Source organism: Amycolatopsis sp. w19 (assembly GCF_051373225.1).
Lineage (GTDB): Bacteria > Actinomycetota > Actinomycetes > Mycobacteriales > Pseudonocardiaceae > Amycolatopsis > Amycolatopsis japonica.
The window spans coordinates 374,507-401,502 of sequence record NZ_JBPQFM010000002.1; the positions used below are offsets into that span (position 1 = coordinate 374,507).

Below are 26,996 nucleotides of genomic sequence, written 5' to 3' on the forward strand. Positions count from 1 at the left end.
TGGCCGCTTCACGACAGCCTGAAGCGCATGCCAGCCCGAGCGGCGTCGTTCCGCAGTGTCTTCGCGGTCGCCGGATTCCGCCGGATCTGGCTCGCGCATCTGCTCTCGGTCGCCGGCGACCAGCTGGCCAGGGTCGCGCTCACGGTGCTGGTGTTCGACCGGACCTCGTCGGCGGGCTGGGCTTCGGCGGCGTACGCGCTGACCTTCGTGCCCGACCTCCTCGGCGGCGCGCTGGGCGGGGTCGCGGACCGGTTCTCGCGACGCACCGTGATGGTGGTGACCGACGTCGGCCGCGCGGTCCTGATCGCGCTGATGGCGGTGCCCGGCCTCCCGCTGCCCGCCGCGGCCGCGCTGTTGTTCCTCGTCCAGCTCATGGCCGGGCCGTTCCACGCGGCCCGCCAGGCGATGCTGCCGGATCTGCTCGATCCGGACCGGCTGGTCGTCGGCCAGGCGGTCATCTCGTCCACGTATCAGGCCGGGCTCGTGGTGGGCTTCGGCGCGGGCGCCGCCGTCGTCACCGGCCTCGGTGTTCCCGGGGCACTGCTGATCGACGCGGGAACGTTCGCGCTTTCGGCGCTCATGCTGCGCTTCGGGCTCGAACGCTTCCCGCCCTCGGCACCCGCCCATCACGAACGCCCGTCGTTGCTCGAGGGCTGCCGTCTGGTGGCACGCGACCGCAAGCTGCGCTGGCTGCTGCTCATCGCCTGCTGCTGCGGTTTCTACGTCGTGCCCGAGGGCCTCGCCGTCCCGGTCGCCGCCGAACTGGGCGGCGCGGGCGCGTTGCCGTGGCTGCTGGCCGCGAACCCGGTCGGCTCGGTGCTCGGCGGAATCCTCCTGAGCCGGATCCCGCGTGAGCGGCAGATCCGGGTGCTGGGCGCGCTGACGGTGGCGAGCAGCCTGGTGCTGATCCCGACCGGCTGGGCTCCGGGACTGGTCACGATCGTCGTGCTGTGGACGATCTCGGGGGTGTTCTCCGCGCACGACATGATCACGCAGACGCAGTACAGCCTCGCCGCGCCGCCCGCCCATCGCGGCCAGGTGATCGGGGTCGCGATCGCGGCGCTGCGGGCGGCTCAGGCGGCGGGAATCGCGGCGGCCGGGCTGCTGGCCCAGATCGTCGCGCCGACCACCGTGGTCACCGTCGCGGCGATCGCCGGTGTGGTGGTCGCCTTCGTCGCCGGGGTGGGCTGGTCACGGGCGGTGTCGTCCCGCCGCGGCCCTGAGGAATCCGAAGATCCCATGGGGCCGGTCGGCGGGACGACACCCGTTGGCGAACACGGTTCCTGACACATCACGTCCAGTTGTTGTCCCGACGGGTCGTCCAGTTGTTGTCACGCACTACGTTCACCTCCCTTCGCGAAAGCCGCACTCGTGGGCGAGATCACTCAGGTCCAGTTGTTGTCACGCCGAGTGGTCCAGTTGTTGTCCCGCATGTCGTTCACCTCCCTCGAAATAGCGATCTATCCGGCAAAACACTCACCAGTTGTTGTCCTGCATCGGTGCACCTCCCTCGTTTCGGTTGGGCTGTCCGGGGGAATTCGGGGCCACGACTCTCATCGTCCGGACAACGACGGTCGTCGCAGTCCCGGTTCGATTACGGTGTAGATCACCGACGGAAGAGGGTGCGTGGACGGACGACTCGGCGGCGCGCGACGGCGGCTCAAGGCCTGGCACCTGTGGAGCCTGCCGCGACCTGTGCGTTCCTACGTCCTGGTCGTGAATCTCATCGCAGTCCTCTCGACCGCCGCCACGGCCCGGCTGGTCCCGGTGACCGGTACCGATCTCGTCCGGTTCGGCGTCTTGACGCTGTGCGCGGCCATCGCGATCGAGGGCACCCGGCAGATCGAACGCCAACGGGAGTACGACAGAGCCCCGTCAGTCGCCTACGTCGACACCAAGGCGGTCTGGAGCGTCGCCGCCGTCATCGCGCTGCCTCCGGTGCTCGCCGCCGCGATGGTCGTGGTGACCTACACCATCGCATGGCTGCGGATCTGGCCACACCAACGGCCGGTCCTCCCCCATCGGTGGATCTTCTCCGCCGCGACGGTGCTCTGCGGCACGCAGGCCGCCGTCGTCGTCCTCAGCCTCGGCATGCGTCATTACCCAGGCGCGCCCGACTCCGGTCTGCTCGCCGGGCTGGGCGACCTCGCCGTCATCATCGTGGCCGCGGCCCTGCGCTGGGCGATCAACACCGTGCTGGTGATGGTCGCGATCGCGCTTTCGTCGCCGCCGAAGTCGATCGGCGAACTGTTCTCCGGGTTCGGCGACCAGATCCTCGAAGCGGGCGCGCTCGGCCTCGGCCTCGTGACGGCCGTCGTCCTCGTCCAGGCCAACCCGCTGGTGCTGGTCGGCGTCGTCATCGCGCTGGTCGCGCTGCACCGCGGGCTGCTGCTGACGCAGTACCGGCGTGACGCGCACACCGACGCCACCACCGGTCTCGTCACGAAACGCCGCTGGCGTCAGCTGGCGGAGGAACAGCTGGGCCGCACCCGCGCCGGCCGCAAACTCGGCGTGCTGTTCCTCGACCTCGACAACTTCAAGACGATCAACGACACCTACGGCCATCCCAACGGCGACCTCGTCCTGCGCGCGGTCGGCGACGCCCTGCTCGCCGAGGTCCGCGAACAGGACATCTGCGGGCGGTGGGGCGGTGAGGAGTTCGCGATCGTCATCCCGGACATCCACGGCGAGGAGACGCTGCGCCAGGTGGCCGAACGGATCCGGCACCAGGTGGCGGTGGTCTCGGTCGCGCTGCCCGATCGCGACACCGTGCTGACCGATCTGACGGTGTCGATCGGCGGCGCGTTGTACCCGGCGGCCAACATCACCAGCGTCGACGACCTCCTCGTCGCCACCGACACCGCGCTCTACCGGGCGAAGCAGGGTGGCCGCAACAGGGTCGAACTGGCACCGCCCGCGCAGTAGGATTCGCCGCGTCTGGGGAGGAGCTCTACTTCCTCGCCGCAGGGAAACGGCTCGCGTGGGGATATGTCGACCAGCCGTCCCTGACGCCCTTGCTCGCGAGGATCTCCACCGACCTCTTCGGCGCCACTCCCGCCGGCCTGCGCGTGGCCGCGACACTCTGCGCCGCCGCGACGACCGCGCTGGCGGCGTTCGTCGTGGTGGACGGGCACATGCTGTCGACGGCCACCGTCGATCTGCTGATCTGGAGCGCGCTGGGCCTGGTGGTCCTGCGCCTGTTCCGCACCGGCGACGGACGGTGGTGGCTCGCGATCGGCGCCGTCGTCGGCATCGGGCTGGAGGCCAAGTGGCTTGTCCTGCTGATGGTCGCGTCGATCGGCCTTTCGGTACTCGCCGTCGGCCCGCGGACCGTGTTCCGCAGCGGCTGGCTCGCCGCCGGGATCCTGCTCGCGCTCGCGCTGGCCGCCCCAGGCCTGATCTGGCAGGCGGCGCACGATTTCCCTTTGCTGACCGTGGCTTCCGGGATCAGCGAGGACGACGGCGCGGAGAACCGGATCCTGTTCGTGCCGATGCAGTTCCTCTATCTGTCGCCCGTGGTCGTGCCGATCTGGATCGCGGGCGGCCTTCGGCTCTGGCGTGATCCGGAGCTGCGCTGGGCCCGTTCCCTGGCGCCGGCTTATCCGGTGCTGTGCGTTCTTTTGCTGATATCGGGTGGAAAGCCGTACTACTCGGCGCCGTTTCTGTTGCTGCTCACGGCGGCCGGCGCCGAGCCTTGTCTGCGATCACTGGACCGGGTATCGCGTCGCGTATGGGCGGCGGTGTCGGCCGTGCTCGGTGCCGCGGTCTCTCTCATCGTCGGACTGCCTCTGCTGCCGGTGTCCGCACTGGCGCCGGTTTTGGTGGTGAACAAGGAACAAGGTGAGCAGGCGGGCTGGCCCGAGCTGGCTTCTTCGGTCACCCGGGTCTGGGAGCAGATCCCGGCTGAGCGGCGGTCGACCGCGGTGATCTTCACGCGGAACTACGGACAGGCGGGAGCTCTGGAGTACTACGGGCTTCCCGGGGTGTACTCGGGGCATATGTCCTATGCGGACTGGGGGCCGCCTCCTGGTACGGCTTCGGGACCCGTGGTCGTGGTGGGGCCGTATCTTCCGACGTGGTTCGCAGGGTGTCGCGAGGCCGCGGTGCACGACAATGGGCTCGGGGTGGAGAACGACGAGCAAGGAGTGCGGATTTCCTTGTGTGATGGGACTTCTCGGCCTTGGGATGTACTTTTGGGGCGAGTTGCGGCGCTACTACTGAGCCGGAACTGTCGGTGGTCGGTTGTACGTTCTGCGTGTGGACACACTCAACGCCACTGTGGCGCTCTTGAAGGAAATCACGTCGTCGGAAGTTTTGCGGGAGGTCAATGCTTCACTGGATTCGTTGGGGGACAACGATGCCGTGGATGTCGCCGTCGCGGCTTCGGAAGGGATCGCGCGGCTGGAGGCTGTTCGGTTCCGTGCTTTGGGTCGGCTGAGTCGTCACCGTGATGGTGCGTCGAGTGTAGTGCAGGAGGTCGCGTTCGCTCTGTCCGTTGTGGACGGTCATGCTGCTGGGCTGGTCTCCACGGCTGAGGCGTTGACGACCCGTCTGCCGCGCACGTTGGGTTTGTTGGATGCCGGGAAGGTGGGTGGGTACGGGGCGATGAAAGTCGCCACGGCCACCGCCTGGCTCTCGGACGAGGATGCTCGCGCGGTGGACGCGGTGCTGGAGGATCGGATCCCGGACCGGAACTCGGATCAGATCCGGAAAGCGGCCAATCACGCGGCGATGATGGCCGACCGTGATGGGGTGGCTCGTCGTGTGGAGCGGAATCGTGGCGGGCGTCGCCTATCGATCCGACAGGGTGAGACCGGGGTGGCGTCCATCGAGGTCGAGGATGGTCCCGTCGAGAAGGTGGCTGCCGCCTATACGCGGATCGACCGTGAGGCTCGGGCGCTGCGGGCGGGTGGGGAGACGCGCACCCTGGACCAGCTACGTGCCGATGTCGCCCTTGATCTCTTGTTGGGTGGTCAGGGCGGGAAGAGCGAACGGTCGGAGGTGTTCCTCTACATGGACTTGAACACCTACCTCGGGTTGAACGATGATCCGGCGGAGATGGCCGGGCATGGGCATATCCCGGCGTCGTTGGCGCGGGAGATCGCCGGTGGGTCGAATACGGTGTTGCGGCGGATCATCACCGACCCGCTCTCGGGGCAGGTTCTCGACCTCGGCCGCGACCGCTACCGGCCCAGCGCCGGTCTGGACGAGTTCGTGCGGGTGCGGGACCGTGAGTGCCGAAGACCCGGGTGTCATCGTGTGGCGCAGGCCTGCGACCTCGATCATTCGCTGCCGTGGCAACACGGTGGCCATACCGCGGATACCGAGCTGATCGATCTGTGCCGCCGTGATCATCGGTTGAAGGACGAACCGGGCTGGAACTACCGGTTGGGTTCTGATGGGACTCTGACGATCACGACGCCTACGGGGCGGAGTTACGACAGCTCGCCTCCGCCACTGCACGAACCCCGCAGCGAGGAACCACCACCGTTCTGAGGCGTCGCCGGAAAACGGCAACGGCACGACACGGCAGCGCGAACCCGACCGCCTCCCTGCCCGAGCCCCATCGGCCCCCGTCGCCGCATAGCGACGACAGCACCGAGCGCGCGATCAGCACTGGCCGAGTCGCCGAAAAACGACCACGGCACGGGACCGCGCCTCGAACCCGCCCTCCGCTCACCCGGCCGACAACCGTCAAGTCTCGTTGCCGAAAAACGACCAGGCCCGCAGAGCCGACCAGCGCCACCACACCCTGCCGGCCGTCGCCGAACAACGGCCACTCCCCCGCCAGACCACCCCAACACCCGGCACCAACGCCACACCAACCCCAAGCACCCCCGGCCGTCCCGGTGAAACCGGCGTGAACACCCGGTGACACCTCCCGACCCCTATCGGCGACCCCAGCCGCCAGTTGTCCACTTCATGACGTCATCCGGCCCCACCCCTAGGTGTTCCACGACACTTTTTGGCGGGTTCCTACAATCCCCGGCCCCCGGCATGCGCCACCGGCGACATTCTCGTACCGGCCGGTAAGAGGCAGGCTGTTAGACAGGTATCAGGAGACTGTCCCGCGCGTGATCCAGCGGGACGGCGCCGCTCACTTGGGAGGCTCAGTCGGTGTTCAGTCGTGTCGCCATCGTCAACCGCGGAGAAGCCGCGATGCGGCTCATCCACGCCGTCCGCGAGCTTTCGGCGGAGACCGGACGGCGGATCGAGACCGTCGCGCTCTTCACGGACGCGGACCGGTCGGCGACGTTCGTGCGGGAAGCCGACATCAGCTACAACCTCGGGCCCGCGTCGGCGCGCCCGTATCTCGATTTCGCCGTGCTGGAGCGGGCCTTGACCGAGACCGGGGCCGACGCGGCCTGGGTCGGCTGGGGTTTCGTGGCCGAGGATCCGGCCTTCGCGGAGCTGTGTGAGCGGCTGGGCGTCACCTTCATCGGTCCGAGCGCGGACGCGATGCGCAAACTCGGCGACAAGATCGGCGCGAAGCTGATCGCCGAAGAGGTCGGCGTGCCCGTCGCTCCGTGGAGCCGCGGCGCCGTCGCGGATCTCGACGCCGCCATCAAGGCCGCCGCCGAGATCGGTTATCCGCTGATGCTCAAGGCGACCGCCGGCGGCGGCGGTCGCGGTATCCGCGTCATCACCTCCGCCGACGAGCTCAAGGACGCCTACGAGCGCACCAGCCTGGAGGCCGAGCGCGCCTTCGGCAGTGGCGTCGTCTTCCTGGAGCGCCTGGTCACCGGCGCCCGGCACGTCGAGGTCCAGGTCATCGCCGACGGCCAGGGCACCGCGTGGGCCCTCGGCGTCCGCGACTGTTCGGTGCAGCGCCGCAACCAGAAGATCATCGAGGAGTCCGCCTCCCCGGTCCTGAGCCCCGAGCAGGCCGACGAACTCAAGCGGTCCGCCGAGCGGCTCGCGCTCGCGGTCGAGTACCGCGGCGCCGGAACGGTCGAGTTCCTCTACCACCCCGGCGACAAGCTGTTCGCGTTCCTCGAGGTGAACACCCGCCTGCAGGTCGAGCACCCGATCACCGAGCTGACCACCGGCATGGACCTGGTCAAGGCCCAGCTGCACGTCGCTTCCGGTGGCAAGCTCGACGGCGTCCAGCCCGCCGAGTTCGGTCACGCCGTCGAGGCGCGGCTCAACGCCGAGGACCCGGACCGCGACTTCGCGCCGTCCCCGGGCCGCATCGCCCGCCTGGATCTGCCCGCCGGCCCCGGTATCCGGGTCGACACCGGGGTCAGCGAAGGCGACACCATCCCGGCAGACTTCGACTCGATGATCGCGAAGATCATCGCCTACGGCCGCGACCGTGACGAGGCGCTCGGCCGTCTGCGCCGCGCGATGGCGCAGACCACGGTCATCATCGAGGGCGGCGCGACCAACAAGAGCTTCGTCCTCGACCTGCTCGACCAGCCCGAGGTGATCGACGGCAGCGCCGACACCGGCTGGATCGACCGCGTCCGCGGCGAAGGCAAGCTGGTCACCCACCGCCATTCGGCGATCGCGCTCGCGGCCGCCGCGATCGAGGCCTACGAGGACGAGGAAGCCGTCGAGCGTCAGCGGCTCCTCTCCACCGCACACGGTGGCCGTCCGCAGGTCCAGCACGAGAGCGGCCGACCGCTCGACCTCAAGCTGCGCGGCGCCGCGTACCGCGTGAGCGTCGCCAGGATCGGTCACCGCCGGTTCCGCGTCGGCGTCTCGGCGGGCGGCGGCGACATCCACCCCGCCGACGTCGAGGTCGACCGGTTCGACGAGCACACCGGCCAGATCACCGTCAACGGCACCCGGTTCCGCCTGGTCACCGGCACCCACGGCCCGATCCACCTGGTCGAGGTCGACGGCGTCACCCACCGCATCAGCCGCGACGAGGGCGGCGTCGTCCGCTCCCCCGCGCCGGCGCTCGTCGTCGCGACCCCGCTGGAGGTCGGCGCCGAGGTCGAGGCCGGCGCACCCGTGCTGGTGCTGGAAAGCATGAAGATGGAGACGGTGCTCCGCGCGCCGTTCCGCGCGAAGCTGCGTGAATGCGTCGTCTCGGTCGGAAGCCAGGTCGAGACCGGCGCTCCCCTCCTGCGGCTCGAACCGGTGGCGGAGGAAGGCGAAGAGGTCGCCGAGGACACCGGCAGCGTCGAAATCGAGCTGCCCGCGGAGCCGGACGGCACGTCGGCGGTCCAGCGGATCACGCGGGGACAGCAGGATCTGCGCAGTCTCCTGCTCGGTTTCGACGTCGACCCGCACGACGAGCGCCGCACGCTCAGCGCGTACCTGGCCGCCCGCGCCGAACTGGAGGGCAACGGCGACCGCCCGCTGGAGGGCGAGGTCGAACTGCTGACCGTGTTCGCCGACCTGTCCGAGCTGATGCGCAACAAGCCGATGCGCGAGGACGCCAAGGCGGACACCCGGGTGCACAGCGCCCGCGAGTTCTTCCACACCTACCTGCAGAGCCTCGACGTCGAACGCGCCGGGCTGTCGGAGTCGTTCCAGAACAAGCTCAAGAAGGTGCTGGCGCATTACGGCATCAAGGATCTGGAGCGCACGCCGGAACTGGAGGAAGCGGTCTTCCGCATCTTCCTCGCCCAGCAGCGGACCTCGTCCGACGTCGCGATCGTCACCGCGCTGCTGCGGCAGTGGCTCACCGAGCCGCAGCCGTTCGAGTCGATGCGCGAGCCGGCGGGCAAGGCGCTGGAGCAGCTCATCGCCGCCACCCAGCTCCGCTTCCCGGTCGTCGGCGACCTGGCCCGCAGCGTCGTGTTCCGCTGGTTCGCCCAGCCGCTGCTGCGCCGCACCCGCGCCGAGGCGTACAGCGAGGTCCGCAAACACCTGCGGCACCTCGACCTGAACCCGGATTCGCCGGACCGCGCCGAGCGGATCGCGAGCATGCTGGCCAGCGCCCAGCCGCTGGTCCGCCTGCTCGGGCAGCGGATCGGCCGCCCTGGCACCGATCACAGCCCCCTGCTGGAGGTGCTGAGCCGCCGCTACTACGGCAACCGCGCGCTCACCGGCGTCCAGCAGGTGACCGTCGGCGGATGCACCTTCGTCACCGGTGACTACGCCGACGCGAACGAGCGCTTCCACATGGTCACCACCGCCGTCGACCGCGCCGGGCTGCCCGGGGCGATCAAGGCGGTCGCCGATCTCGCCGCCCAGCTGCCCGCCGACACCGACGTCGAGGCGGACCTCTACCTGACGTGGGACGACGAGTCGGCCGACGACGACGCGATGGCCGCGGGGCTGCGCGAGGTCCTCACCTCCGGGGCGTTGCCGAGCCGGATCCGGCGCATCACCACCACGGTCGCCGGGCACGGCGGCGCGGTGATGCACCACCACTTCACCTTCCGCCCGTCCTCGACCGGGTTCAGCGAGGAGCGGCTGATCCGCGGTCTGCACCCGCTGATCGCCCAGCGGATGCAGTTGCAGCGGCTGGCGAACTTCGACCTCACGCGACTGCCGTCGGGTGACGAGGACGTCTACCTGTTCAAATGCGTCTCGCCGATGAACCCGTCGGATCAGCGGCTGGTCGCGCTCGCCCAGGTCCGCGACCTGACCCCGTTGCGGGACAACGACGGCAAGCTGCTGGCCCTGCCCGCGGTCGAAGGCACGCTGGCGGGCTGCCTCGACGCGATCCGCGAGGTGCAGGCGAAGCTTCCGCCGAAGAAACGCTTCGACACCAACCGGATCATGCTGTACGTCTGGCCGACCAGTGAGCTCACCGGCGAAGAGCTCGACACGGTCGCCCAGCGCGTGCAGCCGTCGACGGCGGGCGCGGGTCTCGAAGAGGTCCAGTTCCTCGGCAGGCAGCGCGATCGCGCGACCGGCGAGGTCAAAGAGGTCGCCGTGCGCATCGGCTACGACGTGAGCGGCGGCGTGCAGATGTCGCTGTCCGAGCCCACCACCGAGCCGATCCTCCCGCTCGACGACTACCGCCAGAACGTGTTGCGCGCCCGTCGCCGCGACACCGTGTACCCGTACGAGCTGACCGAGATGCTCGGTTCGTTCACCGAGTACGACATGGACGACACGAACACCCTCGTCCCGGTCGACCGGAAGAAGGGCCGCAACAAGGCGGCGATCGTCGCCGGTGTGGTCACCACGCCGACCGAGCGCCACCCCGAGGGCGTCAAACGCGTGGTGCTGCTGGGCGACCCGACGAAGGCGCTCGGCGCGCTGTCGGAGCCGGAGTGCTCGCGGGTGATCGCGGCGCTGGACCTCGCCGAGCGGCTGCGGGTCCCGCTGGAGTGGTACGCGCTCTCGGCGGGCGCCCGGATCTCGATGGAGTCCGGTACCGAGAACATGGACTGGGTCGCGGCCGCGCTCAAGCGGATCGTGCACTTCACCCAGGACGGCGGCGAGATCAACATCGTGGTCGCCGGGATCAACGTCGGCGCCCAGCCGTACTGGAACGCCGAAGCGACGATGCTCATGCACACCAAGGGAATCCTGGTGATGACACCGGATTCCGCGATGGTGCTGACCGGTAAGCAGTCCCTCGACTTCTCCGGTGGCGTCTCGGCCGAGGACAACTTCGGCATCGGCGGCTACGACCGTGTCATGGGCCCGAACGGCCAGGCGCAGTACTGGGCGCCGAACCTCGCCGCGGCGCGCGACGTGCTGATGTCGCATTACGACCACACCTACGTGGCACCGGACGAGTCCGGCCCGCGCAAGGCGGTCACGAACGACCCGATCGACCGGGACATCTCGTCGTTCCCGCACGCGGCCGTCGACAGCGACTTCACCACGGTCGGCCAGATCTTCTCGCGGGAGGCCAACCCGGACCGCAAGAAGCCGTTCGACATCCGCACCGTGATGCGCGCGCTGTCGGATCAGGACCACCCGGTGCTGGAGCGCTGGCCGGGTATGGCCGACGCGGAGACCGCGGCCGTGCAGGACGTGCACCTCGGCGGACGGCCGGTGTGCCTGCTCGGTATCGAGTCGCGTTCGGTGCCGCGCCGCGGCTTCCCGCCCACCGACGGCCCGGACACCTACACCGCGGGCACGCTGTTCCCGCGGTCGTCGAAGAAGGCGGCGCGGGCGATCAACGCGGCCAGTGGCAACCGGCCGCTGGTGGTGCTGGCGAACCTGTCCGGCTTCGACGGTTCGCCGGAGTCGATGCGGAAGCTGCAGCTGGAGTACGGCGCGGAGATCGGCCGGGCGATCGTCAACTTCGAGGGCCCGATCGTGTTCACCGTGATCTCGCGGTACCACGGCGGGGCGTTCGTGGTCTTCTCGAAGGCGCTGAACCCGAACATGACGGTGCTGGCGCTGGAAGGCTCGTTCGCCTCGGTGCTCGGCGGGGCGCCCGCCGCGGCGGTCGTGTTCGCCGGTGAGGTCAACGCGCGGACCGCGGCGGATCAGCGGGTGCGGTCGCTCACCGAGAAGCTCAGCGGCGCGGTGGGTGCCGAACGTGCCGCCCTGGCCGCGGAGCTGGCCGAGGTCCAGTCGTCGGTGCGGGCCGAGAAGCTGGGCGCGGTCGCGTCCGAGTTCGACGGCGTGCACAGCATCGAGCGCGCGGTGAAGGTCGGTTCGGTGGACGCGATCATCAGCGCCGCCGAGATGCGGCCGCGCATCATCGAAGCGATCGAAGCGGGCCTGGCGAAGCAGAAGCAGTAGCGTCCCAAGTGAGATGAAGGGGTCTTTCATCGCAAAATTTGCGATGAAAGACCCCTTCATCTCACGGGTCGGGTGGCCGGTCCCCGAAGTCCTCGGGCACGATCTTGTCCAGTGCCGCTCGGAACTCCTCGACCTCCCGTTCCTGCTCGACCGGGTCGGACGGCGCCGTCGGCAGTTCCGCGTCCGGCCCGGACCCCACGATCTCGACCCGCACCGAAGCGACCTCCAGCACCGCGTCCGCCACCTCGATCCCGACCCCGGCCCGCAAACCGATCGCGACCGCGTCGCTCGGCCGGGCCGAAACGCGGATGCCGGAATCGAGTACCAGGTCGGCGAAGAAGATGCCGTCCCGCAGCGCGGTGACCTGGACTCCGGTGACCCGGTGCCCGAACGACTCGACCACCTGGCCGATCAGCTCGATCGTGCCGGGGCGGGGCAGCCGGATCCGTTCCTGCGCGAGCGCCACCGCGCTGGCCTCCGGGCCGCCGATCGTGATCGCCAGCCAGCGGCGTTCGCCCTCCCGTTCCCGCAGCAACATCACCGGTGCCGCTTCCGGGGCCAGGACAGCCATCCCCTCGACGTCCATCGAAATCATGCGCGGTACCTCATTCCCTGGGTCGGCTCACCTTTCCCTCGGCGCGCAGCCGGGGAACCATGTGCGGGTAGTGGAGTTCGAACGCCGGCCGTTCCGACCGGATCCTCGGCAGATCGAAGAAGTTGTGCCGAGGCGGCGGACAGGTCGTCGCCCACTCCAGGGAGTTCCCGTGTCCCCACGGGTCGTCGACTTCGACGACCTCCCCGAACCGGTAGCCGCGGACGACGTTCCAGAGGAACGGCAGCACCGACGCGCCCAGCAGGAACGCGCCGATCGTGGAAATGGTGTGCAGCACGGTGAAACCGTCCGTGCTCAGGTAGTCGGCGTAGCGGCGCGGCATTCCTTCGTTGCCGAGCCAGTGCTGGACGAGGAACGTCATGTGGAAACCGATGAACGTGGTCCAGAAATGGAGCTTCGCGAGCCGCTCGTCGAGCATCCGCCCGGTCATCTTGGGGAACCAGAAGTAGATCCCGGCGAAGGTGGCGAACACGATGGTGCCGAACAGCACGTAATGGAAGTGCGCCACCACGAAATAGGTGTCGTGGATGTGGAAGTCCAGCGGTGGCGCGGCGAGGATGATCCCGGTCAGCCCGCCGAGCAGGAACGTCACCATGAACCCGATCGACCACAGCATCGGCGACTCGAAGGTGAGCTGCCCCTTCCACATGGTGCCGATCCAGTTGAAGAACTTGATGCCGGTCGGCACCGCGATCAGGAAGGTCATGATGGAGAAGAACGGCAGCAGTACCGCGCCGGTGGCGAACATGTGGTGCGCCCACACGGCGAACGACAGCGCGGTGATCGCGATCGTCGCGAACACCATGAGTTTGTAGCCGAACAACGGTTTCCGGCTGAACACCGGAACGATCTCGGTGATGATGCCGAAATACGGCAACGCGACGATGTACACCTCGGGATGCCCGAAGAACCAGAACAGGTGCTGGAACAGGATCGCCCCGCCGTTGGCCGGATCGAAGACGTGCGCGCCGAGCCGCCGGTCCGCCTCCAGCCCGAACAGCGCCGCGGTGAGGATCGGGAAGACCGCCAGGATCAGGATCGTGGTGAACAGGATGTTCCAGGTGAACAGCGGCAGCCGCCACATGGTCATCCCGGGCGCGCGCAGGCAGAGGATCGTGGTGACCATGTTGACCGCGCCGAGGATCGTCCCGAGCCCGGACACGATCAGGCCCATGATCACCAGATCGGCGCCGACGCCCGGCGTGTGCGCGGCGTTGGACAGCGGCGTGTACATCGTCCACCCGAAGTCGGGCGCGCCGCTCGGCGTCAGGAACGAGCTGAGCACCATCAGCCCGCCGAAGAAGTAAAGCCAGTAGGAGAACGCGTTCAGCCGCGGGAAGGCGACGTCCGGCGACCCGATCTGCAGCGGGAGAATGTAGTTGGCGAAGGCGAAGAGGTTCGGGGTCGCGTACAGCAGCAGCATGATCAGGCCGTGCATGGTGAACAGCTGATTGTACTGCTCCTGCGACAGGAACTGCATCCCCGGCCTGCCCAGTTCGCCGCGCATCAGCAGCGCCATGAAGCCGCCGATGAGGAAGAACGCGAACGAGGTGCTCAGGTAGAGCACGCCGATCGTCTTGTGGTCGGTGGTGCGGACGACGCTGAGGAAGACACTCCCCTTGGGGGCACGGATCCGCCCGCCGAAGCGGACGGCCTCCGGACGCGGAGAGGGCTTCACGGCGGTCATGGCGACTCCCAGCACGAGGACACACCTTCTGAAGGCTGGTACCCCTCCAGGAGAGTCCCTACACGCGGGCTTTTCAAGGGGCTAGCCGAGTAGAGCCTCCAGGTGGTCCGCCGCCGTCGCGGCCCCGCCCGCCTCCCGGAACGAGGCGCCCACCTTCTCGGCGGCCGACCGGTACCCCGGATCGCCCAGCACCTTCGTCACGGCGGCCGCGATCCGGTCGGGTTTCGCCTTGCCGAACCGCAGCCGGACGCCGGCGCCCGCGTCGACGACCTGGCCGGCGATGATCGGCTGGTCGTCCCGGATCGGCGCGACCACGAGCGGCACCCCGTGCCACAGGCTTTCGCAGACGGTGTTGTGCCCGCCATGGCAGACGACGGCGTCCACGCGGGCCAGAAGTGCCATCTGGGGCACCTGAGGCACCACGAGCACCGTGTCCCCCACCGGTCCCACTGCACCGCTCGGATCGGCGATGACGGTCTGGATCCCGTCGACGTCGGAGAGTCCCCGGGCGGCCGCGCGGAGGAAGTTCCCGGCGGCATCGGCGTTCGCGGTGCCGAGCGTGACGAACACGGCGGGCACCGCCGGGTCGAGCCGGTCCCACGGGAAGCCGCCGGTGGGCGCGCGCCCGCCGATGGACGGTCCGACCAGCCGGACCCGGCTCGGCAGCGCGGCCGGGCCGAGCAGTTCCCGGGTGGTGAACGCGAGCACGCCGTGCGGCGACATCCGGGGGTCGGCGGGACCGCCGTCGATCCGCGCGCGCAGGCCGTCGAGGAGATCGTCGAGCCAGGCCGCCACCTTGGGGAGCCCGGCCAGGGGATCGACGAGTTCCGCGGACGTCGTCGCGGAGGTGACCCACGGCAGGCCGAGCCCGTCGGCGACGAGACCGCCCGCGATGGCCTGCTGGTCGGCGACCACCACCTGCGGGCGGAACCGGCCGATCGCGGCGCGGACCCCGGGCGCCATCGCCTCGGCCAGCGGGATCAGGAACTCCTCCCACAGGAACCGGAACGCCGCCGGCCCCTTGAGGCTGGCGTCGCGTTCGGGCAGGCGACGCGGGACGGCGCACGGGAACACCTTGGCGCCGTCGCCGGCGAGCCGCCGGATGACCTCCGGCCGCCCCGCCCAGGCGACCTCGTGCCCGCGCGCGGTGAGGGCGGCCGCGACCCCGACAGCGGGGTTCACATGCCCGGTCAGCGGTGGGGTGACGAAGAGGAATCTGCCCACTCAGGCCGCCGTTTCACACGAGTGTTCGCGGACCCAGCCCAGGATCAGTTCCGACGTCTCCGCGGTGCGCTCGACGAGCACCGAATGTCCCTGGTCCGGCAGGACGACGGTGCGGCAGCGGCCGAGGTTCGCCTCCAGGTCCGGGACCTGCGCCGAGAGCCCCGACCGGTCGCCGAACAGCGCGAACACCGGGCAGCGGACGGCCCCGAGGTCGTCGTCGATGGTCCGGCTCAGCGGGATGTCCTCCGCCAGCGTCGTGGCCGCGAGGATCTTGTACGCGGATTTCGACAGCCTCGCTGTGTGCGCGCCGTGGTTCTCGGCGATCCAGCCGATCACCTCGTCGTGCGCAAGCCGGTCCTTCGCGTCGGCGAGCCCTTCGGCCATGTGCCCGGCCCACGCCCGTACCGGTGGCTCCGCTTCGATGGCGACGACGCTGGCGACGCGCTCGGGACGCGATGCCGCGAGCCCGAAGGCGATCGAGCCGCCGAAGGAGTTCCCGGCCACGTGCACCGGCCGGTCGATCCCGAGCGCGGTCAGCAGGCCGTCCAGATCGGCGACGAACTCCTCCAGCCGGTAGCCGGTGGCGGGCCGCGTCGTGCGGCCGTGCCCGCGAAGGTCGTACATGACGACGTCGATGCCTTGCGCGGCGAAGGCGGGCCCGAGTGTGAAGTAGTAGCTCGCCAGGCTGTCGGTGAGGAGGCCGTGGACGAACACCACCACCGGCGCCGTGCCGTCCGGCGGACCCAGCCGCTGTACGTGGACGTCGAGGTCGCCGACCTTGACCTTCGCCATGCTCAGGCCTTCCCCGCCAGGGACGCGACCACGTGGTCGACCAGTTCGCCGACGGTCAGCGCGATGATCTCGTCCAGTTCGCGTTCCGCGATGAACTCGGCGAAGTTGACCTTGTCGCCGTAGTGGTCACGCAGCCGCCCGGACAGCGTCACGAGGTCGATGCTCTCCAGCTCGAGGTCGTCGTGGAACTTCGTGTCCCGGCCGATCTCGGCGTCGTCCAGCCCGTACTCCTCGAGCAGTTCACGCAGCATCACGGTGAGGTCGGCCAGCACGGTCTCGGCCGCCGCGGTTTCGGTGGTCATTCTTCGTTCTCCGTCCAAGCCACGACGTAATCCGTCAGCGGTGTGGTGATCGTGGTGTGCCACACCGGATACCGGGCACCGCCCACCTCCACGGTGAGCCGCCCGTCGTCCGCGCCGACGACGGCGAAAGCACGCGGATCACCGCGCAGGCCGGTGCGGAGCCGTTTCGCGACGGCCTCCTTGGCGGCCCAGAATCTGGTGAACCACACCGCTTCCGGCTCGCCGAGCAGGGCACGTTCCGCCGGGCCGAGAGCAGCGGCGACCGTGCTCTCCGGCCGGTCTTCGACGGCTTCGATGTCGATCCCGCAGGGCCCTCTCCGGGCGATGGCGACACCGAGCGCGTCCCGGTGGGCGATCGAGACGGTGAGCTCCGGCAGGCTTCTCCCGTAGGCGCCCGAGACGGTCGGCGCCCCCGACGAGTCGTTCCCGATCCGCAGTTCGGCCGGGAAGATGTCACCCGCACCGTCTGTCCACAAGAGACGCCGGACGGCGTCCTTCGCCGCGATCCGGCCGAGCAGCCAGGCCCGTCTCCGGCGCGGCGACTGGCCTGCGTACGCCTGTCTTTCCTCCCCGGCCAGCACGTTCCGCATGATCAGCTCGCGCGTGGCGAGATCCGGCCACTGCTCGCGGACCAGCGCCCAGCCGCCGGGGCGTGCTTCGGACAGCGTGGCCCGCTCGGGCCGCCGATCCATCGCCCGGATCACCGGGTTGCTGTCGAACCGGCGATCGCGCCAGCCCTCGACCTCGGCCCATACCCGGCCACCGTGGATCAGCTGGACGTCCGCTTCGAGTTCCGCGTCGGTCACCGACACGATGCGGACGACGCAGTCGACCCGGTCCCCCGGCAACGGATGTTCGCCGTAGAACCGGATCCGCCGCATCCCCACCGGGAAGACCGTGGTCCTGGCGGGCAGCCGCGACATGATCCAATACCCGAGCAGCTGCCCCGCGTTGTCCAGCAGCGCCCCCGGCGCGTCCGGGGTCCGCAGCACTCCGCGCACGTGGCGATCCCCGACCGCGACCAGTTCCTCGACGCCCTGGAACCTCGGCCCGTGGAACATCCAGCGCTCGGTGTAGAGCTGCTCGGCGCGCAAGTCCGGCTTCCGTTCCCGCGCGGCCGGGAACGTCCACGGCCCGGGCGGATCGGCGGGGAACGCGGCGTCCAGATCGATGACGGCCCTGGAGTAATCGCCGAGGGAGACCCCGACCCGGGAAGGGCCTTGCGGCACCACGGTCACCGGTACGTCCAGCGCGGGGATCGCGGCGATCCACTGGTTCAGCCGGACGTCCTCCAGCGCGACCGCGCGACGGCCCGGCGCGGCCTGCTCGGCAAAGTCCATCAGGTGCCCGATCACCGTGGTCGCGGGGACGACCGGCCACGAGTCGGCAGGATCCGCGCCGGGCGGCTGCTTGAAGAAGCAGTGATCGAGCAGATACGGCATCGTCTCGACGGAGACGCGGAGTTCGGTGCGCGACGGCCGGATCCGGGGTGCCGACCTGGCGGCGAACAGTTCGGCCGCCAGGCCGGCGGTGTCGGCCAGCAACCCGGAGAATTCGGCTGCCAGCGGGTTCCGTTGCCCGATCTTGTCCAAAGTGGACGTACCGGCTCCCGACGGGCGGAACCCGTGCCGGACACGTTCGTCGAGCGACACGAGCCCGCCGCCGAGGTCGAGCCGGATCGTCCGGCCGCGTTTCGCGCCGCGTTGACCAGGCAGGAGTTCGAACGCCGGATCGGCGCCGTCGGCCCACAAGGCCGTCGCGGTCCGCAGCAGTTGCGGAAGACCGGGCCGATGCGCGGAATGCGCGGCGACGACGAGATGTTCGCGGTCGTGCAAGGTGTTCCCGATCAGCGACCCGAGCTGCCCGGCGCCCGTCTGCACGAACGCGCGGAAGCCGGCCGCGTACAGGTTCTCCACGAGACCGCGGAACCGCACCGGCTCCAGGAGATGCCGCACGAACAGGTCCCGTACTTCCGCGGCGGCCGCCGGATAGGGCTTTCCGGTCGTGGCGGACCAGACCGGGAGTTTCGCCGGATGCAGCGTGTAGCGTTCGGCGGCCTCACGGATCGGGCCGAGATACGGGGCGAGCATCGGAGTGTGGAAGCCGGACCGGAACGGCAGCACCTGGGCGATCACGCCGTCCGCGCGGAACCCGCGCACGAACCCGTCGACGACCTCCGCCGGCCCGCAGATCATCGCCTGATTGGGCGCGTTGTCGTGAGAAAGGACCGCTTCGGACTGTCCTTTGAGGACATCAGCGACCACGGACGCGGCCGCGCCGATCACCGCGAAGGTCAGACCCGGCACCTTGAGCGCGTCAGGATCGAAACCCGCCAGGAAGGCGTCCACCTCGGTGTCGGCATGGATCCCGGCGACGGCCATGGCGGTCCACTCCCCCAGGCTGTGCCCGGCGAGCGCGTCCGGGGTGACGCGCAGTGTGCGCAACGCCGTGTCGAGCAGCCTGCCCAGCTGGAACACGCCCTTGCCGTGCCTGCCGACGTCGCCGATGGTGACGTCCGGCGTTTCCCAGCGGATACCGAAATGCCGGGCGATGTCGTCGGCGTCGGCATCGAATTCGTTCTCCAGCCCGGGGAAGACGAACGCGAGCTTGCCCCCGCCCGTGCCGAGCAGCGGTTGCGGGACGAACCAGAGGTCGTTGCGGCCGCGCCAGGGGCTGCCCTTCGCGACCACTTTCCTGGCCAGGTTCAGCCGCTTGGGTGTCGGGTCGACGAGCCCGAGCCGGACCTGGCCGCGACCCGTGTCGCTCTCGCTCAGAACGTCGTCGTGATCGAGCAGGCAGCCCATCTCGGCGACGGTCGGTGCCGAGAGCCGCAGAACCCGTTCGGGCTCGGAGACCTCGACGGCGGGCCTGGTCGCGGCCTGCTCCAGGACCACGTGGGCGTTGATCCCGCCGAAGCCGAACGCGTTGACCCCGGCCCGCCGCACCGGCCGCCGGTCGTCGGTCTCCCAGACCTTCGCGGCGCCGAGCGTCTCGAACCGGGTGGCCGCCAGAGCCGGATGCGGGTTCTCGCAGTGCAGGGTCGGCGGCAGCACTCCGTGGTACACGGCCAAAGCGGCCTTGACCAGCCCGGCGACGCCCGCCGCGGGCATGGTGTGCCCGATCATCGACTTGACCGAACCGAGCACCGCCGTCGGCTCGTCCCTCTGCCCGAAGACCTCCGCGATCGTCGCCAGTTCGGCCGCGTCGCCCGCCGGGGTGGCGGTCCCGTGCGCTTCGAGCAGGCCGATCGTGGCGGGATCGATCCCCGCCGCGTTCCAGGCCTGCCGCACCGCGCGGACCTGACCGGCGGTGTCCGGAGTGGACAGTCCGGCGGTCCGGCCGTCGCTGGCCACGCCGGTCCCGGTGACGACGGCGTAGACCCGGTCGCCGTCCCGTTCGGCGTCCGCGAGCCGTTTGAGCACGACGATCCCGGTGCCCTCGCCGATCAGCACCCCGTCCGCGTCCTCGTGGAACGGCCGGATCCGCTGGCTTCGCGACAGCGCGCCAAGCTGGGAGAACACGCTCCAGAAGGTGACATCGTGGCAATGGTGCACGCCACCGGCCAGCACGACGTCGCATCGCCCGGTCGCCAGTTCGCGAACGGCGTGGTCGATAGCGACGAGCGAGGAGGCGCAAGCGGCATCCACGGTGTACGCGGGTCCGCGCAGGTCGAGCCGGTTCGCCAGCCGCGACGCGGCGAGGTTGGGCACGAGCCCGATCGCGGCGTCGGGGGCTTCGGGACCGAGCCGGTCGGTGAAGGCCCGGCGGAGTTCCTCCAGCCGCTCGCCGCCGAGTTCGGGCATCAGTTCGCCCAGGGTGCGGACGACCTGGGTGGCCGTGCGCACCCGCTGGTCGAGCCGAACCAGACCGGGCGTCAGATAGCCGCCGCGGCCGAGGATGACGCCGGTCCGCTGCCGGTCGGCGGGCAGCCGGTGCTCCCCGCCCGCGTCGGCGATGGCCTGCGCGGCCACCCGCAGCGCGATCAGCTGGTCGGGTTCGGTGCCGGGGACCGACGACGGCATCACGCCGAAGCCGGTGACGTCCACTTCGGCCAGTTCACCGACGAAACCACCGCGATGGCAGTAGATCCGGTCCGCCCGTGGTTCGGCGTCGGGCTGGTAGAACCCCGGATCCCAGCGGTCGGCCGGGACTTCGGTGATCGCGTCGACGCCGTCGACGATGTTGCGCCAGTAGGTGTCGAGATCGGGGGCGCCGGGGAAGAGCACCGACATCCCGACGATCGCGATCGGGGAGGTTTCGGCCACCGGTCACCACCCCGACGCGGTATAGGTGACGGCCGTGAGGCCCGCGTCGCCCCACGCCAGCTCGCGCAGCAGGCTCAAGGTGCCTTCCTCGGGGTCGATCAGTTCGATCCCGCGCCGGGCGTAGGCCCGCATCAGGTCCGGGGTGACCATCCCGTTGTTCACCCCGGTGGGCGCCCACGGTCCCCAATGGACGGTGAGCCCACGACGTCCGTACACAGTGGACCAGCGATGACCGAGCGTCTCCAGCGCGTCGTTCGCGGCCGCGTAGTCGGACTGGCCACGGTTTCCCAGTGTCGCGGCGATACTGCCGAAGAGGACGGCGAACTTCGGCGCCTCCGGCAGCTCACCGGCCGCCGCGAGCAGGGTGCTCGCCCCTTCGACCTTGGTGGCGAAGACCCGGTCGAAGGACGCCGGGTCCTTCTCGGCGATCAGCTTGTCCTCGATGACGCCCGCCGCGTAGACGATGCCGTCGAGCCTGCCGTGTTCGGCGTGGATCTCCTTGACCGCGCGGTGCACGGCCTCCGCGTCGAGCATGTCCACCGAGTGGTACCGCACCGGGCTGCCGAGGTCGCCGATCCGCCGCAGCGTTCCGCGGACCTCGCGTTCGGACTCGATGAGCCGGATGGTCCGCTCGATCTCCGCCGGTTTGGTCAGTCCGCTCCCGATCAGGGCGGCACGCAGCCCTTCCGTCGTCGTCGCGGTCGCGATTTCCGGTTCCTCGCCGTCGATGGGCACGGCGGTGCGGCCGAACAGTTCGATGCGGCACCGCGACGCCGAGGCCAGCGTGGTGGCCAGCCGGGCGGTGATGCCCTTCGCCCCGCCGACAAGGAGGACGACCGAGTCCCGGTCCAGGCCGAGCGCTTCGGCCTCGGCCGTGCCGTCTCCGGCCGGGCCGGCGCCCGTGCTGCCGAGCAGACCGAGGCCCTCCTCGGTCATCCGCAGACCACGCCGCGCGTCACCGCGGCGGACGACGACCGGCTCCCAGTCCCCGGCGGACAGCTCGGCGAGCAGGGTCTCCACCTGTTCGTCCACAGTGGATTCCGGATGCTGCTCCACCACGCGGGCGACCGTGTCCGGATACTCCCTGGCCACCGTACGGAAGAAACCGCGGGCACCGTCGGCGGGGCCGTTCGCGATGAGCCAGCGCGGACCTCGCGCCAAAACCGCTTGGTACAAAGGAAAGTCGTCGGGGAACGACGGTGACAGGTGGAACACACCGTCCGCGCCGTGCTCCGGTACGCCTTGGACCAGTTCGGTTTCGGCTCCGTACCCCGCGAGCCGGGCGGTGAGCATCTCGGCGACCTGACCTTCGCCGACGACGGCGAAACGGAGCCCGGCGAGTTCCTCGTCGGCGGGAGCGGCGCCGGCGAGATCGAATTCCCGCATCAGGTAACGCTTCGGCGCCACCACGACGGCACCGCTCTCTTCGGCGGGCTGGTCACCGGCGGGAACGCCGCCTAGCAGATCGGCGAGTTCGGCCGCTGTCCGAGCCTTGGCGAGAACTTCGGGGTCGCCGTCGGTCAGGCCCAGCCGGGTCGCGAGTTCCCCGGCGATCTCGGCCCGTTTGATCGAATCGACGCTCAGATCGGCTTCGAGGTCCAGATCCGGCTCGATCATGTCCACCGGATAGCCGGTCCGCTCGCCGATCACCTCGACGACGGTGTCGAAGATCGAGCGTTCGGGCGCGACCTCGACGCGCACGGGCTCGGGTACCGAAGGAACGACGACGGGCGCGGGCGGCGGCACACCGGGATCGGTGCCGAAGTAGCCGAGCAGGACGTCCCGTTGCGCGGCGATCATCTCGCGGCTGGTGCGGAGGAACTCCGAAATGAGCGCCTCACCGCCGTCGGTGCCGGGCCGGGAAGTCACGATCGCCTCCGTGGGGATTCGCTGGGCTGGATGCAGGGCGGTGGCGGGGATCTCGCCGTCGGCGGTGCGGACGAGGTGCCCGTCGACGGTCCATCCCGCCTTCTTCGGCGGCCGCGTGGATAGCGCGTCCGTACCCGCGCGGCCGGTGAACAACCGGCCGGTGCGGATGTCCGCGCCGGCGACCGCCAGCCTCGCCAACGCGGCGAGGAAGCCGGGGATCCCGGTGCGGCGGCCGCCTTCGAGAGTGACCGTCCGATGTGGACGGCCGTCGAGTACGGCATCGACGAGCCGGGTGAGGATCGAGCCGGGGCCCGCTTCGACGAACGTCCGGGCGCCCGCCGCGTACATGGCCTCGATCTGGTCGGCGAACCGCACCGGTGCGCCGATCTGCGCGGCCAGCCCGGCGCGGATCCCGTCCGGAGTGGACGGGTAGGGCGCGGCGGTCGCGTTGGCCCACACCGGGATCTCCGGTGCCCTGACCGCGACGGTGCCGAGCACTCGGGCGAACTCCGGCTCCGCCGGGGCGACCAACGGGCTGTGGAACGCGCACGCGACCGGGAGGGATTTCGCCCCGATCCCGCGGTCGCGTAGCCGGTCCACCGCCACACCGACGGCGTCCGTCGGCCCGGAGATCACCGCCTGTTTCGGCGAATTCCGGTTGGCGGTGACGACGGTCCCGGTCAGGCCCTCGGCGGCGAGCACCTCTTCGACGTCGGCCGGATTCGCGGCGACGGCCGCCATCGTTCCCGGGTCGCCGGTGCCGGTCGCGCCGAGGATCGCCTCCGCCCGCGCGCGGCTGAGGTCCAGCAGCGAAGCCGAACTCAACGCACCGGCGACGGTCAGCGCGACGAGTTCGCCGTAGCTGTGACCTGCCACCATCGAGGGCCGGACCCCGGCCATGCCCAGCAGGTGGTGCGCGGCGAGCCCCACGATGCCGAGCGCGGGTTGCGCGGCCCGGGTGTCGGTCAGCCGGGCACGTTGGGCCTCGCGTCCGGCCTCGTCGAACGCGGTGGGCGGGAACAGGACGTCGACCGTGGTCCCGGCGCGCGCGAGGTAGCGCCGCAGTTCGGGGAACGCGACGAACAGCTCCGCGAACATCCCCGGCCGCTGGCCGCCCTGCCCGGGGAAGAGGAACGCGATCTCGCCCACCGGCGCGTCGTCGTCGGCGGCGAAGATACCCGCGTCCTCGTCCCGCTCCCCCGCGATGGCGCGGCGGAGCAACCCGGCCAGTTCGTCCACAGTGGACGCCAGAATGGCGAACCTCGGCCGTCCGTCCCGGGTTTCCGCCCGACGGGACGCGGCGAACGCCAGATCACGCAGCCGCCAGCCCTGTCCCGTGGCGGCCAGGAGATCCTGCGCGTCCTTGTCTCCCGCGAACAGGAAGAGCTCGGCAGGCCAATCATCGAGGGTTTTCGCGGGTGGGACGGCACCTTCGTGCGCGGCGAGGACGACGTGGAAGTTCGTGCCGCCGAACCCGAACGCGCTCACTCCGGCGACGCGTTCGGTCTCGGCCCACGGCCGGGCCTCGGTGTGGAACGCGAACGGGCTGGTCGCCGGGTCCCACGCCGGATTCGGCTTCGCCAGGTGCAGCGTCGGCGGTTTGACGCCGGTGTGCAGCGCGAGGCTCGCCTTGATCAACCCGGCCAGCCCGGCGGCGCATTTCGTGTGCCCGATCTGGGATTTCACCGAACCGAGCGCGCACCGGCCGGGTTCGGCGCCCGCTTCGGTGAACACCCCGGTCAGGGTGGTGAGTTCGGTGCGGTCGCCGACGACGGTGCCGGTGCCGTGGGCTTCGACGAGCCCGACCCGCGACGGAGAGATCCCGGCGTTGCGGTACGCCCTGGTCAGCGCGTTGTGCTGCCCCTCCGGCCGGGGCGCGGTGAGCCCGAGCGCCCGGCCGTCGCTGGCGCTGCCGACGCCCTTGATGACGGCGTAGACACGGTCGCCGTCGCGTTCGGCGTCCGCCAGCCGTTTCAGGACGACGCACGCGACGCCCTCGCCCAGCGCGATCCCGTCCGCGTCGCTGTCGAAGGTGGCCGAGCGGCCGGACGGCGAAAGCGCGTGGACCGAGGAGAACAGCAGGTAGTCGTTGATGCCGTTGTGCAGGTCGGCGCCGCCGCACAGAACGAGGTCGCTCGTGCCGGTGACGAGTTCCTTGCAGGCGACGTCGACGGCGGTCAGCGACGAGGCGCACGCCGCGTCGACCGTGTAGTTCGCGCCGCCGAGGTCGAGCCGGTTCGCGACCCGGCCCGCGATGACGTTCGCGAGCACGCCGGGGAACGAGTCCTCGGTGAGGCGCGGCAACTGGCGGTCGAGGTCGGGCGGGAGTTCGCCGAGGTAGGACGGGAGCACGGTCCGCAGGGTCATCGCACTGGACAGGTCGCTCCCGGCTTCCGCGCCGAAGACCACCGACGTGCGGGACCGGTCGAAGTCGCGTTCCGCGTATCCGGCGTCGGCGAGCGCCCGCCGCGACACTTCCAGCGCCAGCAGCTGGACGGGTTCGATACTCGCGAGCGACGCGGGCGGGATGCCGTGGTCGAGCGGGTCGAACGGGATCTCCGGCAGGAAACCGCCCCAGCGTGACGGCGTCTTCTCGCCGTCGCCGCCGGGCGCGTAGTAGAGCGCCGGATCCCAGCGCCGGGCCGGGACCTCGGTGACGGAGTCCGCTCCGGACAGGATGTTCGCCCAGAACGCGGCGAGATCTCCGGCCTGCGGGAAGACCCCGGCCATCCCCACGATGGCGATGTCGAGCGGTGCCGGCACGGGCTCGTCGGCCGGGACGCTCAGCAGTTCGGCGGCGCGGGCGGCGAGGAACGCCTGGGCCCCGGGGCCGACGGCCTCGTGCAACCGGGCGATCGTCGTGACCTCGGACCGCAGCACGGCGACATCGCCCGCCATGAACATGCCTTCGGCGAGCTGCCGATCCTCACCGACCGGGTTGAGCGCGTCCCCGACCCGCTCGATTCCCTTGCTCGCCAGGCGAAGCCGTCCGACGTTGAGCTTCTCCAGCCGTTCCCAGGCCTCGCGATCGGGCACGTCCTTCAGCGCGCGTTTGAGTTCCGCGTATTCGGTGGTGAACGCCGAACGCACGCACCGTGTCGCGTGTCCCGGGGCGGTCTCCAGCAGGTCGGTGCGCGTGGCTTCGACGACCTGACGCTGGAACAACGGCAGGACGGCGCCCGCCCGGACGGCCTCCTCGGTGAACAGGTACGCGGTGCCCATCAGCAGGCCGACCGTCGCGCCGAGCCGGGTCAGCGGGGCCGCGGCGGCGGTGACCATCGCGGCCGAGCGCTCGTCGTGGACGCCACCGGCGAAGTACACCTCGACCTCTGCCGCGTACTCGCGAAGCACGTCGATCTGGGCTTCCCACAAGGGAAAGCTCGCCCTCGGCCCGACGTGCCCACCGCATTCGGCACCTTCGAAGACGAACTTGCGCGCGCCCGCTTCGAGGAACTGACGCAGCAATCCCGGCGACGGGACGTGCAGGAACGTCGAGATACCTGCCTCTTCCAGCGCCTTCGCCTGTGCCGGACGGCCGCCGGCGATGATGGCGTGGCTCGGCCGGATCTCGCGGATCACCTCGAGCTGTGCGGCACGGACGTCCTCGGCCGCGAACCCGAGCACGCCGACGCCCCAGGGCGCGTCACCCAACGCCGACTTGGTCGCTTCGAGCATCTCGCGGGTCCGCGCGGGCCCGGACAACGCCAGTGCCAGAAACGGCAGCGCTCCCCCGGCGGCGACGGCCCGCGCGAATTCCGGCTGGTCGCTCACCCGGGTCATCGGTCCCTGCGCGAGCGGCAACGGGTCGCCGGAAGCGGCGAGCCCCTCGGCGATCGACGCGCGAACACCGTGGATCGCGGCCGGGAGGGTTCCCCAACGGTCGCGGAACCGCTCGGGCAGGAAGGCGTCCTGACCGGCTTCCAGCGGCCGTCGGCGAAGCCGCCGCACTCCACCGTCCACAATGGTCTCGGAACCGTCGAGGCCTTCCAGTGCCCTCGTGACGTCCGACGGAAGCTCCGCTTCGGGGAGCAGCGCGAACGCCGTGTCGAGGACGACACCGGCGGCGCCTCCGGCCACGGCGGCGGCCGCGGTGTGCGCGCCGATCCCGCCGTACGCCCAGACCGGGACGCCGATCGCCGGATCGGCCAGCAACTGCTGCAGGAACACGAAGGTGCCGAGTTCGCCGACCCTGCCGCCCGCCTCGTGGCCGCGGGCGACGAGCCCGTCCGCACTGGCGGCGACGGCTCGCACGGCTTCATCCCTGCTCGTGACTTCGACGAGCGTCCGACGGCTCGCCAAGTCCACAGTGGACAGCGGCGTGCCTGCGGCGAGCAGAACCGTGTGCACCACAGAAGGAAGGTCGACCGGTCCCGCGACGCGGACACCGAAGCCGGTCGCGAGCCAGTCCTCCGCCAGGTCGAGTTCTTCGCGGGCCGTCCGGTTTCCGCTGGTCAGGTCCAGGACACCGAGCGCACCGGCCCGCGTCGCAGCCGCGGTGAACCGCGCGGACGGCACACGATGAGGGTGCATCGCGATGAGCAGATCCGCCGTACCGGTCAACATTGAGGCATCGGCGCCACGAATCGACTTACCCACGGGAAGCCTCCGGCACACGGAAGAGTGACTTGGTT

12 protein-coding genes are annotated in these 26,996 nt (G+C 70.3%); 5 read left to right on the forward strand and 7 right to left on the reverse strand.

Going from position 1 to position 26,996, the window contains the following annotated elements:
• Positions 1 to 27: 27 nt before the first annotated feature.
• From ACSMFO_RS06300 to ACSMFO_RS06320, 5 genes are all read left to right on the forward strand, one after another.
• Complete coding sequence (locus ACSMFO_RS06300; RefSeq protein ID WP_038515300.1) at positions 28 to 1,287, forward strand: MFS transporter; 1,260 nt, start codon at positions 28 to 30, stop codon at positions 1,285 to 1,287.
• Positions 1,288 to 1,626: 339 nt separating this feature from the next.
• Positions 1,627 to 2,925: a GGDEF domain-containing protein gene (locus ACSMFO_RS06305; protein ID WP_378414624.1), complete on the forward strand. Its 1,299-nt coding sequence runs from the start codon at positions 1,627 to 1,629 to the stop codon at positions 2,923 to 2,925.
• A gap of 143 nt (positions 2,926 to 3,068) precedes the next feature.
• A complete protein-coding gene (locus tag ACSMFO_RS06310) occupies positions 3,069 to 4,451 on the forward strand; it encodes a glycosyltransferase family 39 protein (RefSeq protein ID WP_436457396.1) in 1,383 nt (460 codons plus the stop codon).
• Entirely contained in the window at positions 4,336 to 5,496 is a 1,161-nt protein-coding gene (locus tag ACSMFO_RS06315) for a DUF222 domain-containing protein (RefSeq protein WP_436457635.1), read from the forward strand. The genes ACSMFO_RS06310 and ACSMFO_RS06315 overlap by 116 nt, the downstream gene beginning before the upstream one ends.
• Positions 5,497 to 6,117: 621 nt before the next feature.
• The gene (locus ACSMFO_RS06320) at positions 6,118 to 11,613 is read left to right on the forward strand and encodes a carboxyl transferase domain-containing protein (RefSeq protein ID WP_436457398.1); all 5,496 of its coding nucleotides are present in this window, start codon (positions 6,118 to 6,120) and stop codon (positions 11,611 to 11,613) included.
• A gap of 61 nt (positions 11,614 to 11,674) precedes the next feature.
• Here ACSMFO_RS06320 and ACSMFO_RS06325 read toward each other — a convergent pair whose 3' ends face one another.
• From ACSMFO_RS06325 to ACSMFO_RS06355, 7 genes are all read right to left on the reverse strand, one after another.
• Positions 11,675 to 12,208: a bifunctional nuclease family protein gene (locus tag ACSMFO_RS06325; protein WP_436457400.1), complete on the reverse strand. Its 534-nt coding sequence runs from the start codon at positions 12,206 to 12,208 to the stop codon at positions 11,675 to 11,677.
• Positions 12,209 to 12,218: 10 nt separating this feature from the next.
• Complete coding sequence (gene ctaD / locus ACSMFO_RS06330) at positions 12,219 to 13,913, reverse strand: aa3-type cytochrome oxidase subunit I (RefSeq protein ID WP_436457401.1); 1,695 nt, start codon at positions 13,911 to 13,913, stop codon at positions 12,219 to 12,221.
• Positions 13,914 to 13,994: 81 nt separating this feature from the next.
• On the reverse strand, positions 13,995 to 15,137 hold the full coding sequence (locus ACSMFO_RS06335; RefSeq protein WP_436457402.1) for a glycosyltransferase: 1,143 nt from the start codon (positions 15,135 to 15,137) through the stop codon (positions 13,995 to 13,997).
• On the reverse strand, positions 15,138 to 15,929 hold the full coding sequence (locus ACSMFO_RS06340) for an alpha/beta fold hydrolase (RefSeq protein ID WP_436457403.1): 792 nt from the start codon (positions 15,927 to 15,929) through the stop codon (positions 15,138 to 15,140).
• 2 nt (positions 15,930 to 15,931) lie between these two features.
• A complete protein-coding gene (locus ACSMFO_RS06345; protein ID WP_436457405.1) occupies positions 15,932 to 16,231 on the reverse strand; it encodes an acyl carrier protein in 300 nt (99 codons plus the stop codon).
• A complete protein-coding gene (locus tag ACSMFO_RS06350; protein WP_436457637.1) occupies positions 16,228 to 20,463 on the reverse strand; it encodes a beta-ketoacyl synthase N-terminal-like domain-containing protein in 4,236 nt (1,411 codons plus the stop codon). The genes ACSMFO_RS06345 and ACSMFO_RS06350 overlap by 4 nt, the downstream gene beginning before the upstream one ends.
• A gap of 36 nt (positions 20,464 to 20,499) precedes the next feature.
• Positions 20,500 to 26,928 carry an SDR family oxidoreductase gene (locus ACSMFO_RS06355; protein WP_436457407.1) on the reverse strand — a complete coding sequence of 2,143 codons (6,429 nt, stop codon included), beginning with the start codon at positions 26,926 to 26,928 and terminating at the stop codon, positions 20,500 to 20,502.
• Between the last annotated feature and the right edge of the window lie 68 nt (positions 26,929 to 26,996).

What these genes read in the sequence shown, in the direction of transcription:
- ACSMFO_RS06300 (WP_038515300.1), top strand. Translation starts at nt 28, where the DNA reads ATGCCAGCCCGAGCGGCGTCGTTCCGCAGTGTCTTCGCGGTCGCCGGA.
- ACSMFO_RS06325 (WP_436457400.1), bottom strand. Translation starts at nt 12,208, where the DNA reads ATGATTTCGATGGACGTCGAGGGGATGGCTGTCCTGGCCCCGGAAGCG.
- ctaD (WP_436457401.1), bottom strand. Translation starts at nt 13,913, where the DNA reads ATGACCGCCGTGAAGCCCTCTCCGCGTCCGGAGGCCGTCCGCTTCGGC.
- ACSMFO_RS06340 (WP_436457403.1), bottom strand. Translation starts at nt 15,929, where the DNA reads ATGGCGAAGGTCAAGGTCGGCGACCTCGACGTCCACGTACAGCGGCTG.
- ACSMFO_RS06345 (WP_436457405.1), bottom strand. Translation starts at nt 16,231, where the DNA reads ATGACCACCGAAACCGCGGCGGCCGAGACCGTGCTGGCCGACCTCACC.
- ACSMFO_RS06350 (WP_436457637.1), bottom strand. Translation starts at nt 20,463, where the DNA reads ATGTCGGTGCTCTTCCCCGGCGCCCCCGATCTCGACACCTACTGGCGC.
- ACSMFO_RS06355 (WP_436457407.1), bottom strand. Translation starts at nt 26,928, where the DNA reads ATGTTGACCGGTACGGCGGATCTGCTCATCGCGATGCACCCTCATCGT.